Annotated in this window: 20 protein-coding genes and 4 pseudogenes; 7 read left to right on the top strand and 17 right to left on the bottom strand. The window is 65.3% G+C overall.

Features of this window, described 5'->3' with window-relative positions; genetic code table 11:
* Positions 1 to 101 precede the first annotated feature (101 nt).
* From LP418_RS25390 to LP418_RS34620, 9 genes and pseudogenes are all read right to left on the bottom strand, one after another.
* Positions 102 to 1,160 (bottom strand): DUF917 domain-containing protein, encoded by a 1,059-nt coding sequence (locus LP418_RS25390; protein ID WP_257954146.1) that lies wholly within the window; start codon positions 1,158 to 1,160, stop codon positions 102 to 104.
* A gap of 10 nt (positions 1,161 to 1,170) precedes the next feature.
* Positions 1,171 to 1,904, bottom strand: a pseudogene (locus LP418_RS25385) (VWA domain-containing protein).
* An 85-nt stretch (positions 1,905 to 1,989) separates the two neighbouring features.
* On the bottom strand, positions 1,990 to 2,154 hold the full coding sequence (locus LP418_RS25380; RefSeq protein WP_257954145.1) for a hypothetical protein: 165 nt from the start codon (positions 2,152 to 2,154) through the stop codon (positions 1,990 to 1,992).
* Between the two features lie 138 nt (positions 2,155 to 2,292).
* Positions 2,293 to 2,784: a hypothetical protein gene (locus LP418_RS25375; RefSeq protein WP_257954144.1), complete on the bottom strand. Its 492-nt coding sequence runs from the start codon at positions 2,782 to 2,784 to the stop codon at positions 2,293 to 2,295.
* Positions 2,768 to 3,091, bottom strand: a complete 324-nt coding sequence (locus LP418_RS25370; RefSeq protein WP_257954143.1) for an AAA family ATPase — start codon at positions 3,089 to 3,091, stop codon at positions 2,768 to 2,770. Before LP418_RS25370 ends, LP418_RS25375 begins: the two co-directional genes overlap by 17 nt.
* Before the next feature lie 112 nt (positions 3,092 to 3,203).
* The gene (locus tag LP418_RS25365; protein ID WP_257954142.1) at positions 3,204 to 3,689 is read right to left on the bottom strand and encodes a (2Fe-2S)-binding protein; all 486 of its coding nucleotides are present in this window, start codon (positions 3,687 to 3,689) and stop codon (positions 3,204 to 3,206) included.
* 1 nt (position 3,690) lies between these two features.
* Positions 3,691 to 3,981 carry a hypothetical protein gene (locus LP418_RS25360; protein WP_257954141.1) on the bottom strand — a complete coding sequence of 97 codons (291 nt, stop codon included), beginning with the start codon at positions 3,979 to 3,981 and terminating at the stop codon, positions 3,691 to 3,693.
* Positions 3,960 to 4,565: an FAD binding domain-containing protein gene (locus LP418_RS25355; protein WP_257954140.1), complete on the bottom strand. Its 606-nt coding sequence runs from the start codon at positions 4,563 to 4,565 to the stop codon at positions 3,960 to 3,962. The genes LP418_RS25360 and LP418_RS25355 overlap by 22 nt, the downstream gene beginning before the upstream one ends.
* Positions 4,565 to 6,811, bottom strand: a pseudogene (locus LP418_RS34620) (molybdopterin cofactor-binding domain-containing protein); the annotation flags it as partial. The gene LP418_RS25355 and the pseudogene LP418_RS34620, both read right to left, overlap by 1 nt.
* Between LP418_RS34620 and LP418_RS25345 the strand changes: the two are divergent.
* From LP418_RS25345 to LP418_RS25335, 3 genes are all read left to right on the top strand, one after another.
* A complete protein-coding gene (locus LP418_RS25345) occupies positions 6,783 to 6,932 on the top strand; it encodes a hypothetical protein (RefSeq protein ID WP_257957283.1) in 150 nt (49 codons plus the stop codon). The pseudogene LP418_RS34620 and the gene LP418_RS25345 overlap by 29 nt on opposite strands.
* A gap of 235 nt (positions 6,933 to 7,167) precedes the next feature.
* Entirely contained in the window at positions 7,168 to 7,518 is a 351-nt protein-coding gene (locus LP418_RS25340) for an SRPBCC family protein (RefSeq protein WP_257954139.1), read from the top strand.
* A gap of 34 nt (positions 7,519 to 7,552) precedes the next feature.
* A complete protein-coding gene (locus LP418_RS25335) occupies positions 7,553 to 7,801 on the top strand; it encodes a hypothetical protein (protein WP_257954138.1) in 249 nt (82 codons plus the stop codon).
* A gap of 49 nt (positions 7,802 to 7,850) precedes the next feature.
* On the opposite strand, the gene LP418_RS25330 is transcribed toward LP418_RS25335, so the two are convergent.
* The 5 genes and pseudogenes from LP418_RS25330 to LP418_RS34600 all read right to left on the bottom strand — a co-directional run bounded on the left by LP418_RS25330 (position 7,851) and on the right by LP418_RS34600 (position 11,034).
* On the bottom strand, positions 7,851 to 8,954 hold the full coding sequence (locus tag LP418_RS25330; protein WP_257954137.1) for an XdhC family protein: 1,104 nt from the start codon (positions 8,952 to 8,954) through the stop codon (positions 7,851 to 7,853).
* 49 nt (positions 8,955 to 9,003) lie between these two features.
* A complete protein-coding gene (locus LP418_RS34615) occupies positions 9,004 to 9,276 on the bottom strand; it encodes a putative PEP-binding protein (protein ID WP_442940011.1) in 273 nt (90 codons plus the stop codon).
* A 109-nt stretch (positions 9,277 to 9,385) separates the two neighbouring features.
* Positions 9,386 to 9,664, bottom strand: a pseudogene (locus LP418_RS34610) (putative PEP-binding protein); the annotation flags it as partial.
* A gap of 178 nt (positions 9,665 to 9,842) precedes the next feature.
* Positions 9,843 to 10,088, bottom strand: a pseudogene (locus tag LP418_RS34605) (putative PEP-binding protein); the annotation flags it as partial.
* A 25-nt stretch (positions 10,089 to 10,113) separates the two neighbouring features.
* Positions 10,114 to 11,034 carry a PEP/pyruvate-binding domain-containing protein gene (locus LP418_RS34600; protein ID WP_442940010.1) on the bottom strand — a complete coding sequence of 307 codons (921 nt, stop codon included), beginning with the start codon at positions 11,032 to 11,034 and terminating at the stop codon, positions 10,114 to 10,116.
* Between the two features lie 335 nt (positions 11,035 to 11,369).
* On the opposite strand from LP418_RS34600, the gene LP418_RS34595 reads away from it, so the two are divergent.
* Positions 11,370 to 11,507, top strand: a complete 138-nt coding sequence (locus LP418_RS34595) for a hypothetical protein (RefSeq protein WP_442940009.1) — start codon at positions 11,370 to 11,372, stop codon at positions 11,505 to 11,507.
* Positions 11,508 to 11,795: 288 nt separating this feature from the next.
* Here the strand turns inward: LP418_RS34595 and LP418_RS25320 are convergent, their stop codons facing one another.
* The 3 genes from LP418_RS25320 to LP418_RS25310 are packed head-to-tail and all read right to left on the bottom strand — an operon-like array spanning position 11,796 to position 12,722.
* Positions 11,796 to 11,924: a hypothetical protein gene (locus tag LP418_RS25320; protein ID WP_257954136.1), complete on the bottom strand. Its 129-nt coding sequence runs from the start codon at positions 11,922 to 11,924 to the stop codon at positions 11,796 to 11,798.
* A gap of 10 nt (positions 11,925 to 11,934) precedes the next feature.
* Positions 11,935 to 12,192: a hypothetical protein gene (locus LP418_RS25315; RefSeq protein WP_257954135.1), complete on the bottom strand. Its 258-nt coding sequence runs from the start codon at positions 12,190 to 12,192 to the stop codon at positions 11,935 to 11,937.
* On the bottom strand, positions 12,162 to 12,722 hold the full coding sequence (locus LP418_RS25310; protein WP_257954134.1) for an LLM class flavin-dependent oxidoreductase: 561 nt from the start codon (positions 12,720 to 12,722) through the stop codon (positions 12,162 to 12,164). The genes LP418_RS25315 and LP418_RS25310 overlap by 31 nt, the downstream gene beginning before the upstream one ends.
* Positions 12,723 to 13,583: 861 nt before the next feature.
* On the opposite strand from LP418_RS25310, the gene LP418_RS34590 reads away from it, so the two are divergent.
* From LP418_RS34590 to LP418_RS25300, 3 genes are all read left to right on the top strand, one after another.
* Entirely contained in the window at positions 13,584 to 14,033 is a 450-nt protein-coding gene (locus LP418_RS34590; protein ID WP_442940008.1) for a helix-turn-helix transcriptional regulator, read from the top strand.
* 183 nt (positions 14,034 to 14,216) lie between these two features.
* Positions 14,217 to 14,516: an N-terminal phage integrase SAM-like domain-containing protein gene (locus LP418_RS25305; protein ID WP_257954133.1), complete on the top strand. Its 300-nt coding sequence runs from the start codon at positions 14,217 to 14,219 to the stop codon at positions 14,514 to 14,516.
* The gene (locus tag LP418_RS25300; RefSeq protein WP_257957186.1) at positions 14,482 to 15,207 is read left to right on the top strand and encodes a site-specific integrase; all 726 of its coding nucleotides are present in this window, start codon (positions 14,482 to 14,484) and stop codon (positions 15,205 to 15,207) included. The genes LP418_RS25305 and LP418_RS25300 overlap by 35 nt, the downstream gene beginning before the upstream one ends.
* Positions 15,208 to 15,397 lie beyond the last annotated feature (190 nt).

Below are 15,397 nucleotides of genomic sequence, written 5' to 3'. Positions count from 1 at the left end.
TCGTCCAGACGCAGCTCCCCCCGCGATGACCTCCGCTCCGGCGAGCACGTCCAGCGTGAGTAGCTGCCGCAGCGTGACCGGGCTGGGCACGGCAAGCCTGCTCACGGCTCGCCCCGCGGAATCACGTAGGGCACGTCGTAGCCGAACGCTCGAGGGCCAACCGGGCCGAGGCCCGATGGCGTCCGCCAAGCGAGCGGGCACGGCAGCACGATCACCTCGACCTCAAGGCCGTAGCGCAACTCCTCGCTCAGCACCGGGCGCATGCGCTCAGCGTCCACGAGGCAGATGATGTCCGGCACGCAGGCCCGCACGACACCGTCCTCAACGGCCACCGGGTTCTCGTTCTGGAATTCGATCCGCATCAGGCGCCCGCTCTCCGTGTCCACGTGCTGTACGGCGGCGCTTCCACCGCCGAATCGTCCTCGCTGTTCTCGTGACACCTCGACGATCCGACCGCGGAACAGGGCTCGCCCGCCCGCGTGAGTCAGGAGCGCAGGGATGCCACCCTGCTTCATGAGCCTTCCGACCTCGACAGCTCGCCGGATGCTGTGCGGGATCGCGAACCTGACGAGATCACTGGCCGATTGTGGTGCCATCACCAGCATCGCCCATCCCCCCATCGTGACGACGTTCGACCGAGCGAGTTCCTCGGCGAAGAGGTGGTTCACGCCGTCCACCACCACGAGGGAACCCTTCTCGTCCGACAGGACCATCGGCGAAACGGGCAAGTCATGCAGTGTGAAGACCGTCTGGTCGAGCTGCGGGAAGGCCCGCCCCATCCCATCGGCGTCGACCAGTGGGAGCTTCAACGACGCCGCCGAGCACACAGCGAGCAACGCGTTGACGCCAGCGGATTCAAACGGAAGCAGCGCATGCAGCTTCCTGCCCGTGTGTCGCTCGAGTAGTCCGAGGGCACGGCTGACCTCGTCACCCCGGGGTGGCTTCTCCTCGAACACCGTCACCGAACCGATGAGGCCCACCGGGGCGGCATAGGCCCCCTGAGGCATCTCGTTGGCGTCGAGAACGTCGATCGAACCCGCCTCGCGGACGAGCCGCTCGGCCATGAGGGCGGCAACGCGAGTGGACCCACCACCTCCGCTGCCCAGCATCGAGGCTCCCAGAGCGAGGGCCTCGACATCGTCAGCCACGAGTTGCCACACGCGTCACACTCTAGGGACAGTGGACGCATGGCTCGCCCCGAACGCGGGTCATGTCGACCGCCGATGACGCACCAGAGACCAGCGCGCCGAGCCGCTCGAGATCCGCGATGTTGCGGCAGCCGACGAAGTCGTCAAGAAACGGCAACGCCGCTGCCATCCCTCTCGCCGTCGGCTCGTACCTCTCCGTTCCCTTCAGCGGGTTCGCCCAGATGACGCGGTGGGACAGCCGCGCCAGACGCGCCATCTGTTCTCGGAGCACATCCGGGTCTCCCTGCTCGAGTCCGTCCGAACAGAGAACGACGACCGCACCCCGAGCAAGGCCGAGATGTCCGTAGCCGTCGAGGAAGGCCTTCAACGACTCACCGATTCTCGTCCCCCGTCCCAGTCCGGCGCCAGCTCACTCATCGGAGGCAGCACTTCTCCTGCGCCTGCACTCGACATCCAGCTCGTCAACCGGTTCAGCCGGGTTCCGAAACAGAACACCTCGACACGGGCGGCACCCTGAGCGCTGCCGCGTCCGAACATCAGCAGCGCACGCGAATAGTCCGCCATCGAACGGGAGACGTCGAGAATCAGGATCAGCCGACGAGGCTTCAGCTTCCGGCGCCTGTGTCGAAGCGCTGCACCGTCGCTCGCCGATCTCATCGCTCGACGGGTGGTACCCCGCATGTCCACAGCCCCGTGGCGCGCAGAGCGCCAGCGTCTGCCAGTTCGCTCAGGTGGCTCGAGGTGCAGCGCCCTCATCAGCGCAACGGCCTCTGCGAGCTCAGCCTCGGTCATGTCGGCGAAGTCCTTGGTGCGAAGGACCTCGACGCGACTGGCGAGCGCTTCATGCTCCTCGGAGGCATCCCCGGAGGCTTCCCCGGTCCTCATCCAGTGCGCGGCGCTCCACCGAGCGCTTCGCCGTCAACGGCTCGTGTCGGTCGTTGTTCTCGCCGAAGTAGGAGGCGAAGACGCGGTCGAAGACGGGGATGTCCTCCCTCTTGGCGACCAATGTGACCCGACCGGACCAGTACAACTCAGCGGGGTCGAGGAGGGTGCACGCACGACAAAAGTCCATCACGGCAGGGGTGGACGCGTTCACACCCTCGGCCCGCAGCGCGAGCGAACCCGACGAGCTCGCCGTACGCGGTCATGTGGTCGATGGGGAGTAGAGGCCCGGGAGCAGGTCGGTGACCCGGGCCGAGTCCTCTCGGTTCTTGATGGCGGCCCCCACGGTCAGATTCGCGATCGCCGAGTCGAAGGCCGGGCCACCCATCAGGCTCGTTGCCAGTGCCCAGTCGATCGCCTCGGCGATCCCGGGTTGCTTGACCAGCCCGAGCTCCCGCAAGCCGGTGACAGCCGAGGCGATGGCATGAGCGAGTTCAGGCTCGACCGACGGAACCCGCTTCCGGATGATTTCCGCCTCGCGCTCCGGCGGGGGTAGTCGATCCAGTGGTAGAAGCACCGACGCTTCAAGGCGTCGTGCAGTTCGCGTGCGGTTGGAGGTGATGAACACGATGGGCGGCGAGGGCGCCGAGATGGTGCCGATCTCGGGAATGGTCAACGCCTGCTCGGACAACACCTCGAGGAGGAACGCGTCGAACTCGTCGTCGGCACGATCGAGCTCATCGATCAGCAGCACGGCTGACGCTCCGCGCCGGACACTCGCCGAGGATTGGTCGCTCCAGCAGGAACTCCGGACCAAAGAGGTCGACGTCTCGTTTTTCGTCGGGTGCCAATTCACTCTGGCCACGTACGTGCAACAACTGGCGTGCGTAGTCCCACTCGTACAGAGCACGGGATGCGTCGATGCCCTCATAGCACTGCAGCCGGATGAGATCGACCCCGAGAATTCGCGCCATCGTCTTGGCGACCTCGGTCTTGCCGACGCCGGGCTCTCCCTCGAGGAGGAGGGGACGCCTCATGCCCATGGCCGGGAAGATGGCCACGGCAAGTCCGTGTTCCGGCAGGTAGTCGTGCGACCTGAGAACGTCCTCGACCGCCGCAACGGTCGGAAAGGCTGGGTGCGGCGTTGGCATCGTGTCCGGAGCCGGCCGGCTCTCAGGCACTCGACTGGTCTGACTGGCGAGCGACGTCCTCGATGGCATCGACGATGAACTGGTAGCCCGTGCATCGGCACATGTTCCCCGAGATCCCGTCACGGATCTGCTCACGCGAGGGACACGGGTTGTCCGCGAGCATCTCGCATGCGGTCATCAGCATCCCCGGCGTGCAGAATCCGCACTGGAGCCCGTGGTGCTTCCAGAACGCCTCCTGCAGGGGGTGCAACTCCCCGTCCTGTGCAAGGCCCTCGACGGTTGTCACCTCCGCGCCGTCGGCCTGGACAGCCAGCATGCAACAGGCTCGGACAGAGCGGCCATCGAGCAGGATGGTGCAGGCACCACACACCCCGTGCTCGCAACCCGGGTGTACGCCGGTGACGCCGATGTCCTTCCTCAGGAAGTCCGCCGGGCTCTTTCGCGGCTCGACATCGCTCGTGTATTGCCGGCCGTTGACTCGCACGTTCACGCTCATCTTGTCAGTCACGTCATTCACCCCTATTGGCTCGTGCGGCGGCGTTCTTCAGAGCTCGGCGGCTGAGCACCGCAGCCATCTCTCGCCGGTATTCGGCGGGAGCGTGGATGTCCTTGGGTGGATTCGTTGCGGCTGCAACGGCGTCGGCCGCTGCGGCGAACAGCTCATCCGAAGGGAGTTTGCCGACGAGGAGAGCCTCCGCAGTATCGGCTCGAACGGGAGTGGAATCAGCACCGGCCACACTGATGCGAGCAGCGTCGACCGTGCCGTCGGCGCCCAACGTCAGGGCCACGAAGACGGCCACCAGTGCAGAAGTCGCCGCTGCGCCTGAGTGAGTTCCTCCACAGCGCAGCCGGTGCCATCCGGCAGGAGGGGGATCCGGATCTCGGTGAGAATCTCTTCCGGTTCCAGCAGCGTCATGAGATAGCCGAGGAAGAATCCTCGCACAGGGATCGTGCGCGAACCAGATGGCCCGCGGACGACCAGCTCGGCATCGAGCGCAGTCATGGCGGCAGGTACTTCGGCTGCCGGGTCAGCGTGCGAGATGCTGCCGCCGACGGTTCCCCGGTTGCGGATCGTCACGTGTCCGACATGTCCCAGCGCGAGGCTGAGCAACTCGGCGTGCTTCAGCACCAGTTCGGACTCCTCGACGTCGCGATGACGTGTGAGAGCTCCGATCGCCAGATGACCACCGTCGCGGCGAACGTACGCAAGGTCCGTCAGACCGTTCAGGTCGATCAACAGGCTGGGTCGCGCCAGCCGCATGTTCAGCAACGGCACCGGGCTCTGGCCGCCGGCCAGCACCTTGGCATCCTCGTTGGCCGCCAGCAGCTGGATCGCCTCGTCCACCGAGGTGGCCGGGTGGTACTCGAAAGTGGAAGCCTTCATCGCTGGGCTGCTCCTGCCTTCATGGCCGCCAAGAGGCGCGGCGGAGTGATCGGGAGACTCGTGGTGAACACGCCTGCCTCGGACAGTGCATCGTCAACAGCACCAGCGATCGCGGCTGCGCCACCGATCGTGCCGCCCTCGCCGACGCCCTTGAAGCCGCCGGGGATGTGCTCGGCCGGCGTCTCCATGTGCAAGATGTCCATGTCAGGGATCTCGCTGGCCGTGGGGATCAGGTAGTCCATGAAGGTCGTGGTCTGGATCTGACCATCTGGCCCGTAGACCAGCTCCTCGTAGAGCGCTCCGCCGATGGCTTGTGCGGCCCCACCCCGGATCTGGCCGTCCACGATCGTGGGGTTGATGACCGTGCCGCAGTCATGGGCCATGAGGTACTCAACGAGCGTCACCACACCGGTCTCGGTGTCCACCTCGGCCAGCACAGCAGTGCAACCGTACGAGAAGGCGACATTGTCGGGATCGAAGACATCACGCTCCTCGAGTGTCGGGGACTCCCCCTCGGGCAGACGACCGTTGATCCGGCGATAGCTCGCGTCGCCGATCTCGGCCATGGTGATGCTGCGGCCCGGCACGCCAGCGATCGAGATGATGCCGTCGCTGATCTCCAGATCCTTGGGATCGGCTTCCAGCATGTGCCCGGCGATGCGCAGGACCTTCTCCTTGAGCCGCCCGGAAGCTCGGATCACGGCAGCACCACCCAAGGCGGCAGCGCGGCTACCGCCGGTGCCATACCCCGTGAAGGCACAGGTGTCGGTGTCACCCACGACGACGGTGACAGTCTCGAGGGGAACGCCGAGAGACTCGGCCTGCAACCCTGGGCGGGGGCGGTCTGGATGCCCCCGGCCGAGTGCGCTCTGCCCGGTGTAGACGGTCACACCACCGCTCGAGTCGATCCGAACGACCTCTTCGTCGAACGAGGAGTGCTGGAGGCCAGCCATGTTCATGATCCGGGTCGGCCCCGGGGCGGTGATCTCGACGTGGAACGAGTATCCGATGCCGAGGTGGCGGCCCTGCGCACGGGCCTCGTCGCGACGAGCGACCCACTTGCGGCTGGCAACCTCATCCGTGGCCGGGTCCATGCAGGTCTGGTACCTGCCTCCGTCGTAGAAGAAGACCGGGGAGGGGTAGGGAAATGCGTCCGGAGCAATGAGGTTCCTGCTCCGCACTGCGATGGAATCCATCCCCAGTTTGCGCGCGAGCAGATCCACCATGCGTTCGTGGACGAAGTTCGCCTTCGGCTGTCCCCAGCCTCGGTAGGAGCCGTAGGGCGAGCGGTTGGTGACAACACCCACGACGCTCGACTCGACGTTGGCGATGTCGTACGGGCCAGCGATGAGAGCCGCAGTCAACCAGTTCGGACCGATGCCGACGGTGGCGAGCTGGCCACCGAGAACCGCGTAGACAGTGGACCGAAGGCCCGTGATCGTCCCGTCGTTCTTCGCAGCGATCGACACCTCGATCTTCTGCTCACGTGAGTGCGCATTCGCCACAAAGCTCTCGAGCCGGTCCTCGATCAGCTTGACCGGCCGGCCGGTCTGCTTCGAGAGGATCGAGGCCACAACCTCTTCGGCGTAAAAGTCGAACTTGTTCCCAGAAACCACCCCCACGTCCGGGACCCGAACGCGGATCTTGTCCACGGAGACCCCCAGTACCTCGCCGAGCAGGTCCCGGGCGAGGTTCGGGGACTGGGTGGACAGGTAGACGTCAAGCACGTCAGTGTAGGGATCCCGTGTCGCGACCACGCCGCGTCTCGAGGGGTGTCCCCATCTGGCGTGCAAACCGGAACGTCTCCTCGACGATCACGTCCGCCTCCGCAAAGGCGGTGGCCACGTCCCCCTTGGGGATCGTCGTCCGGCAACTGACATTGTCCGGCCAGTCCTCGAAAAGCTTGGGCGCGCCTTCCGCCAGAGCGTCTTCCGGGCTCGCAACGACCGGGAGCTCGTCGTACTCGACATCGATGAGCTCGAGCGCGTCCTCCGCCGTGGCGCGATCCACTGCCGCCACGGCAACGACGCCCCGGCCGACGTAGCGAACCTTGTCCACAGCAAGCGCGTAGCCGTTGGTCATGAGCTGGTCCGGAATCATGCGCCAGATCACCGGCTGCGGTGTCTTCACGATCCCCCGGAGCTGCTCGCCCGTGAGTACGGCGAACACCCCCGGATGCGCCTCAGCCGCGCTCGTGTCGATGCTCACGATTCGCGCATGTGGCATAGGGCTGCGAAGGACGGCACCCTCGAGCATGCCCGGAACGTGCACGTCGTCCAGATACTGACCGCGACCCGTCAGCAGACGCGGATCTTCTGTACGGCGCACGCGAGCACCGATCAAGCCCGTGGACACGGATTTCTCTGACAAGACGTACCTCCCGGTGGGTGATGGATTTCACGCTACGCAGCCCCGGAGTCGGGGACGAGGTGCCGCCGTACAAAGCACCGACCGAGAACCTGTACGTTCCGTCAATCACAAATCGCTCCGGTTGAGGAACGCTTGGTTGTTCAGTCAATCGATGGTCCCGCTTGCGGCCGGCGAGCAGCGAGCCTGGCTAGACCAGGTCGAGCTCGCGGGGGGCCGCGACCAAGGAGTCGTAGTGGAGCTCAACAACACGTTCACCGTGCCCGTGCCGATCGAAGAGGCGTGGCTCGCCCTGCTCGACATCGAGCGAGTCGCCACGTGTGTGCCGGGCGCCTCCCCGGAGTCCCTACAAGGTGATGAGTTCACCGGATCGGTCCGCGTGAAGCTCGGACCCGTGCAGATGACGTACAAGGGCAAGGCGACCTTTGTCGAACGCGACGAATCCGCCTTTCGTGCAGTCATCTCCGCGTCCGGCAAGGAGTCGAAGGGCGCCGGAACGGCCCGGGCGCGGATCACGACCCCTCCTCGCGGCACAGGGGGCCGAGACCGAAGTTCGAGTCACCACGGATCTCGCCATCACCGGTAAGCCGGCCCAGTTCGGGCGCGGTGTCATGGAGGACGTGAGTGCCCGGATCCCGGGCCAGTTCGCTGAATGCCTGTCCGCGCAACTGACGTCGGGAAGCGAGCTGCGCGACGAGCCGGGGGCAATCGAGTCCAACGGCTCCAAGCCGGCAGCGGCTCCCTCTGCTCCGGAGCCGATCGACCTTCTCGCCGTTGCCGGACTGCCGGATGCTCGACGCATCGCGATCGTCGGCGGACTCATCGCCGTACTGATCGTCCTCATCGCGGCCGTTCGCCGCGGCCGCTGAATCGGCTGCGGGGATCTGCCTGTGGCGGACCCGGGTGAGGCAAGTGTGGTCAGTGACGGGCCATGTCGTGGATGTCTCCACTCACCCGGGACAGCCGATGACCCGACTTACCGTGGCGGCTGGCGATCAGCTCGGAGGCGATCGAGATCGCAGTCTCCTCGGGTGTGACCGCACCGATGTCGAGACCGATGGGCGACGAAAGGCGCTCGAGCGCCTCTTCCGCGACCCCTAGCTCCGGGAGCCGCGCGCGTCTGTCTGCATCGGTCCGACGCGATCCCATGGCTCCGAGATAGGCGGCGTCCGCGCGTAGAGCGACCTCGAGCAGGGGCACGTCGAACTTCGGATCGTGAGTCAGGACGCAGATGGCCGTGCGGGAATCCACAGCTCCCTCGGCAACCTGCTGAACGAGGTACTTGTGAGGCCGGGACACGACGACTTCGTCGGCCGTGGGGAAACGTTCCGGGGTGGCGAACACCGGCCTCGCGTCACACACGGTCACCCGATAGCCGAGGAACTTGCCGATCTGGGTGACCGCCGCGGCAAAGTCAATGGCCCCGAAGACCAGCAAGCGTGGCGCGGTGGAGAAGGACTGGATGAACACGAGGACGTCCTCGAGCCTGCGCTGACCGTCTTCGCCGTAGTGGCGGACTTCGCTGAGCCCCTGCTCCAACATGGCTCGAGCATCGCCAATGATGGCGTCGTGCAGCCGGTCGACGTCGTCCAAGGCTGTGTGGTCGTCCGTCCAGACCACCAACCTCCGGCCGACACGGGCGCCGGTCAGCACCGTTGCGAGTGCGACCGGTTCACCTCGTCGTATCGACTCTTCCGGGCGTTGGAAGTCAGGGAAGAGGTCGGCATCGACCGGGTTGACGAAGACCTCGATCGTCCCACCACAGGTGAGACCGACTCCGAATGCTTCGTCGTCCGACACGCCGTAGCGTTCGAAGCGGGGCAGTCCGTCCGAGATGGCTTCGCAGGCAGCCTCGTAGACGGCGCCTTCGACGCATCCGCCCGAAACGCTGCCGACCACCTTTCCCGCCGCCGAAACCGCCATCGTGGCGCCGGGGAGTCGCGGCGCAGAGCTGAAGGTCCTGACGACGGTGGCGACTGCAAACCTGCCACCCGTGTCGAACCGGGCCCGGAGGTCAGGCATCAGCTCCCTCATGACAGACCCGCTGGGTCGCCCCGGCGGCCACGGCCAGTCATGCTGACGAGCTCACTGCAAGCCGGAGCGTGGACCGACCCGCTTCCAGCCCGGCGATCGGCACCCTGAACGGTGAGCAGGAGACGTAGTCGAGCCCGATCTCGTCGAAGAACTGGATGCTGTCAGGATCTCCGGCGTGCTCTCCGCAGGCACCCATCTTGAGCCCCGGCCGGCTCGCGCGGCCGGCCGCACTGGCCATCGAGACCAGTCGGCCGACGCCGGCGACGTCGATCGACTCGAACGGAGAACGCCGGAAGACGCCCCTGTCCATGTAGGTCTGGAACAGGGAAGCCTCGAGGTCGTCCCGAGAGAAGCCCCGGTGTGGTCTGAGTGAGGTCGTTGGTCCCGAACGAGAAGAAGTCTGCGCACTCGGCAATCCGATCCGCTGTCAGAGCAGCACGCGGCAGCTCGATCATGGTGCCAACGGGGATACGGAGCTCGATCCCAAACTCCAACTCCACCTCACGAATGACGCACTCGACCTCCGCACGGGCGAGCTCGAGCTCCTCAGCCGCGCCGACAAACGGAATCATAATCTCCGGACGCGGCCGATGTCCCGCGCGAGTCAACGTGACCACGGACTCCGCAATGGCTCGGACCTGCATCCGGATCAGCCCGGGGATCACCAGTCCGAGGCGGACACCTCTCAACCCGAGCATCGGGTTCTGCTCGTGCAGCCGATGCACCGCCTCGAGCAGGGAGGCGCGCTCCTGCGACTCTCGTCCCCGGGGCGCGATCCACCGCCACCTCTGCACGCAACGCATCGAGAGCGGGCAGGAACTCGTGCAGCGGCGGATCAATGAGACGGATGGTGGTTGGCAAGTCGTCTATGGCGAGCAGAACGCGCTCGAAGTCCTCCCGCTGAAGAGGCAGCAGCGCGTCGAGAGCTGCCTGCTGGTCCTCAGGACCGGCGGCCGGGATGAGGCGCTCGACGAGCTTGCTCCGATCCCCGAGGAACATGTGTTCGGTGCGGCACAGGCCGATGCCGGCCGCGCCGAAACGTCGTGCACGGGCAGCGTCGCTCTCGTTGTCCGCGTTGGCCCGCACCTCGAGACGCCGACAGGAGTCTGCGTGGACAAGCATCTCGTGCACGGCGCTGACGAGCGGGTCAACGGCCGCGTCGGGGAGCGATCTCGCCGTCGAGATAGCGCACCAGCGGAGAGTCGACCACTGGCAGTGCACCGAGGAAGACCTCCCCCGTCGTACCGTCGATCGAGATCACGTCACCTTCACGCAGCACGACCTCGCCGGCGGTCGCGGAATCCTCCGACACGACCAGCTGCTCGGCGCCGCACACGCAGGTGCGACCCATTCCCCGCGCCACCACAGCAGCGTGGGACGTCTTCCCGCCTCGGCTCGTCAGAATGCCGACGGCAGCGATCATGCCCTGCAGGTCGTCAGGATTCGTCTCTCGTCGGACCGGGATGACGTCCTGCCCGCTGCGCGCCAGTTCCTCAGCGCGAGCCGACGTGAAAGCGACTCGACCTGTCGCGGCGCCCGGGGAGGCACCGATGCCCCGGGTCAAAGGAGGAGCCTGCTTGAGGTCGTCGAAGCGCGGAAACATCAGCTGACTGAGCTGTCCACCAGTGACACGCGACAACGCCGTGTCCCGGTCGATGAGACCCTCATGGACGAAGGTGTTCGCGATCCGAAATGCTGCCTCTGGGGTGCGCTTGCCGACGCGCGTCTGAAGGAGCCACAGCTTGCCGCGCTCAATCGTGAACTCGATGTCGCAGAGGTCGAGGTAATGGCGTTCCAGCTGCGTCGCCACCCGCATCAGCTCGTCGTAGGAGACCTTGTCGAGCTCCTCGAGCTGATCCAGTGGAATCGTGTTCCTGCTCCCGGACACCACGTCCTCACCCCGGGCGTTCTGGAGGTAGTCGCCATAGGTTCCGGCGGCTCCCGTGGAAGGGTCGCGAGTGAAGGCGACTCCCGTCCCCGAGGTCTCGCCAAGGTTGCCGAAGACCATGGCAACGACATTGACGGCTGTGCCCAGATCATCCGGGATCTGTTCCTGTCGGCGATACAAACGTGCTCGCTCGGAGTTCCATGACCCGAAGACGGCATCGATGGCGAGATCGAGCTGCGCTCGTGGATCCTGTGGAAACTCCCTGTTACCAGTCGCGACGACCTGGGGTCTTGTACTCGTTGACCAGCTCCTTCAATGACCCGGCGTCCAGCTCGGAGTCGTTCGGAAACCCCTTGTCTGGTCTTGGCGCGCGCAAGGGCAGCTTCGAAGAGTTCAGGGGCAAGGTGGAACACGGTGCGGCCGAACATCTGGATGAGACGTCGATAGGAGTCCCACGCGACGCGGGTCTCCCTGACTGCTCGGCGAGGCCACGAACGGAGAGATCGTTCAACCCGATGTTGAGGACTGTGTCCATCATCCCCGGCATGGAGAACACCGACCCCGAGCGTACGGACACGAGCAGCGGGTCGATCGAGTCACCGAGTCGGCGGCCAGCGGCGTGCTCCAACAACCGGAGCTGGTCGTTGATCTGACCGGAGAGCTCGGACGGGGGCCGACCACTGCAAGGTAGCGCTGACAGGCAGCTGTCGTGATGGTGAAACCCGGGCGGGACAGGGATCCCGAGACGTGTCATCTCCGCAAGATTCGCCCCCTTGCCGCCCAGCAGGTTCTTCATGTGCCGGTCGCCCTCTTCGAATCCGAAGACGAGCTTCTCCGGGCGTGCTTCTACCAGAGTCAAGGTGGTCCTTTCAGCGGGAGCCGTCGTCGATGGCCCGAGAGTCAAGCGGCCCGAGTTGCGACGGGGCCGTACGTCGGTCCGATCAGCGGGCGACCTGTGGCAGTACGAGTTCGGCGCACAGTTTGAGCTCCTCCGCCGCGTTGTTGCTGACGGGAGAAAGGATCACGCTCGTGGCTCCGGCACCCGGGAGCCTGTTGATCTGCTCGGCCACCCGGTCGGGATCACCCTGAGACCGTCAGCTCGTCGACCCACTCGTCGGGCATTTCACGAATGAGCAGGTCGGCGCCGCCTCGGCTGAGCAGATCTTCGATCTGGTCGTTGTAGCCGAACGGCGCGGTGAGCGGGTTGTGCGCTCCCACGGCCGCGATGTAGAACGCAAGCCTCGAGCGAACGGCCGCCTTGGCGGCCTTGGCGTCGCGATCGAGGCTGAAGAGGGCGAACGTGGGAATCAGGTGCGTGTGCCGATTGCCTTCCGCCATCCCCCCGAGATGTGCTGTACCGCGGCTTCGAGGTACTTGGTCCCGGACAAGACACTCATGACCGTGCCATCTGCAATCTTTCCGGAGAGGGCCAACGACTTCGGCCCCAGAACGCCGGTCAGGAGGGGGACCTCGGTCGTCGGCGGGTGACCCAGCGCAACGGAATGGAAGTCGAACTGGCGACCCTCGAGGTCGACGGTCATTCCCTCCAGCAGGTCGCGCACACCGTTGATGCATTCGGTGAGCGCCGACAGCGGCGACTTGGGCGTGAGCCCCATCTGATCGGTCCAGAAGGGCACCCCATGTCCGACGCCGGGCAGCAACCGGCCGGGGTACACCCGTGCAAGCGTCGCGATCTCCATCGCCGTGACGGCGGGGTGACGCGCGACGGAGGCGACGATGCCGATGCCGACCTTGACGTGCTGGGTCGCCCTGGAGCGCCAGCGCCGCGGCCGTGAACCCGCCGTATGCGAAGTAGTCCTCAGCCACCCAGACCTCCCGGAATCCGAGGTCTTCCGCCTGCTTGGCAAGAGCCGGGATCTCCTCGGGTGGCGTCGAGGTGGCAATGAAGAGGCCAACCGGGCTCTGGCTCATGTCAAGCTCCTATCAGGCGGGATGGATCTGTCGTCTGCACGTTCCTCTCGAACTATTCCGCGCCGACCCTCCGGCGCCAAGGGCAGCCTGAACCAAAGTCGCGGGCCACTGGTTGACGCTCTGTACAAACGGGGATGTGAGGTCACAGGCGCTGCCCGTCCCAAACTGAGCCCGGCGCACGATGCAACACGCCGAGTCGGGACGGACTCGGGTTGTCGTGGTCGCCCACTCGCCCGATCGAAGAGGCCATTCTCAGCGCGCTGTGAGGGGCTCACCGTCAGCCGGACCTCCTTGTGACGCGTGTGATTTGTTCCAACTGGGTGACGTGTCCGGGGTGAAGCTCTTCGAGGCAGGTCACGCCGATTGCCAACTTCGAGCAGCCCCAGAGGGCGGCGAGGACCAACTCGGCAGACCCCGGGCGATACTGTTTTTTCACCAGAGCTTCTACTGGCTCGCCCCTCAACTCGCCACAAGGCCAAATGGGCTGGCGATTTCGCGCTATAACGCCCTGAGTGATTTGCTCCGAATAGGCTGCCCGTGCACATCAGATCCACATCTGACATTGCTGTTTTCGCAGGTCAGATGCGGTTTCAGTCTTGGTGAACGATACTGGGTTCGAACCAGTAGCGACGCTGATCCATCGGACTCACATTGTCGATGAGGAACTCCCGATCGTCCTCAGCGGATGTGGTGGAGGACAGCTTCGAGATCCTCTACGCGAATCCTGATCGCCGAGGGCACGGTGAGGTCAGGGGCGTGGAATCTTGACATCGTGCGCGGGCCAGAGGGTTTTGAGCATGCCGCCAAGAGCGAGGCGCGCCCACCCGCCATCCACGGTCCAACTATCAGTGGGTTGTCCACAGGCAAACCGGGTGGCCGTGCACACCTGCTATGGACAGGGCAATCCTGCTCTCATCAATACCAAGGAGGACACGATGAGTAGCACCATCGACAACACCCAACCCCCTGCAGTTCTCACGATCGATCAGGCAGCGGCGTACGTGGCTATCCCGAAGGCGACGTTGTACACGTGGCGAACGCGGAGAGCGGGACTCGGCCCCCGAGCGATCAAGGTTGGTGGCTGCTTGCGATACCGCCGCGCGGACTTGGACTCGTGGCTCGAGGAACACGTCGAGCAATTCGACGAGGCTCCGATTGTTCCCGAACAGCGCGGGGACGGAGCGTCATCACGGGAATCTGGCGTGTCACTGTCCCGCGCGAGCGGGGCCGCGCTGAGGAGATGGTGAGCGATGACACACGGCCGGCCACCAACGTCTCTGGGGACGTGGGGAGCGATCCGCACGAGACAGGTCAGAGACGGCGTCTTTCGATCGCGAACGCGCATCCGTGACAAGGACGGAGTTCCTCGTGAGGTCACGGCCACGGGCACCACACAACCGGCGGCCGAGCGCGCACTGCGTGAGAAGCTGGTGGACCGCGTGACTGTTAGCGACAACCTCGTGACAGCGGAGACCTCTGTCGCGAAGTTGGCCGGATTGTGGCTGCAGTACCTACGTGACGAGGGCCGCATCGAGCGCACGACTGTCAACGAGTACGAGCGAGTGCTCACCAAGGTTGTGATCCCCGAACTCGGCGGGCTCCGTCTCCGCGAGTTGACCACGAGCCGGCTGGACATGTTCCCTGGTCCGACTGCGAACGACGAGCGCCAGTCGCCAGAGGAAGGCGAAGGTGGTGATGGGCTCCATGCTTGGCATGGCCGTCCGCTATGACGCACTGGCAGTGAATCCTGTCCAACAGACATCGCGCCTCCACCGCGAGAAGAGCGAGGCACGCTCACTGTCACCCGCCGATCTCGAGGCCGTCCGCCACGCCCTGCACGCCTGGACTGAGCAGGAGCGCCCGGGACCGAAGGCCTCCAACGACATGTCCGACATCACCGATCTGATGCTCGCGACAGGCGCGCGGATCGGCGAAATCCCGGCACTGCGCTGGGTCGACATCGAGCTGGACGCCGGGCGTCCGATCCTCACCATCAGCGGAACGATCAAGTCAGAGCCCGGCAGGGGCACGTACCGCAAGCCGACACCGAAGTCCGACTCAAGCGTCCGAACCATAGTGCTGCCGGGCTTCGCCGTCGCGGTACTGCGACGCCGGAAGGCCACGACCTCGGACAACCCGAACGACGCGGTCTTCCCAACCCGGAATGGCACGTGGCAACAGGTCACCAATGTGGAGCGGCGGTGGCGACAGATCCGCAACGACACTGGCTTGGACTGGGTCACCCCGCACACGTTCCGCAAGACGGTGGCGACGCTCATCGCCGAACGGGTCGGCTCCGAGACCGCCGCGCAGCAGCTTGGTCACTCGTCCTCCGCGATCACTCGTGAGTTCTACATCTCGAAGCCGGCAATTTCGGCCGATGTCGCGCACATCCTCGAAGAGCTTGCCGGTGGGACCTGAGCCCGGATCCGTGCACCAAGTATTCCCTGAAGTATTCGGTCAAAAGGGCTCAAAATGGCCCATGACGCGCAAGGAGTATCCGTGGCGAGTGCGGCATAAGTGCAGGTCAGAGCCACTTTCCGCAAAATAGGCGTACGAGCCAGATCGCAGCCCCACATAACAGGGGGTCGCAGGTTCAAATCCTGTCAGC

It is taken from the genome of Nocardioides sp. B-3 (assembly GCF_024703895.1).
In the GTDB taxonomy this organism is placed as follows: Bacteria; Actinomycetota; Actinomycetes; order Propionibacteriales; family Nocardioidaceae; genus Nocardioides.
The sequence above is the reverse complement of the archived record's forward strand: the minus strand, read 5'-3'. Positions and strand labels throughout refer to the sequence as shown.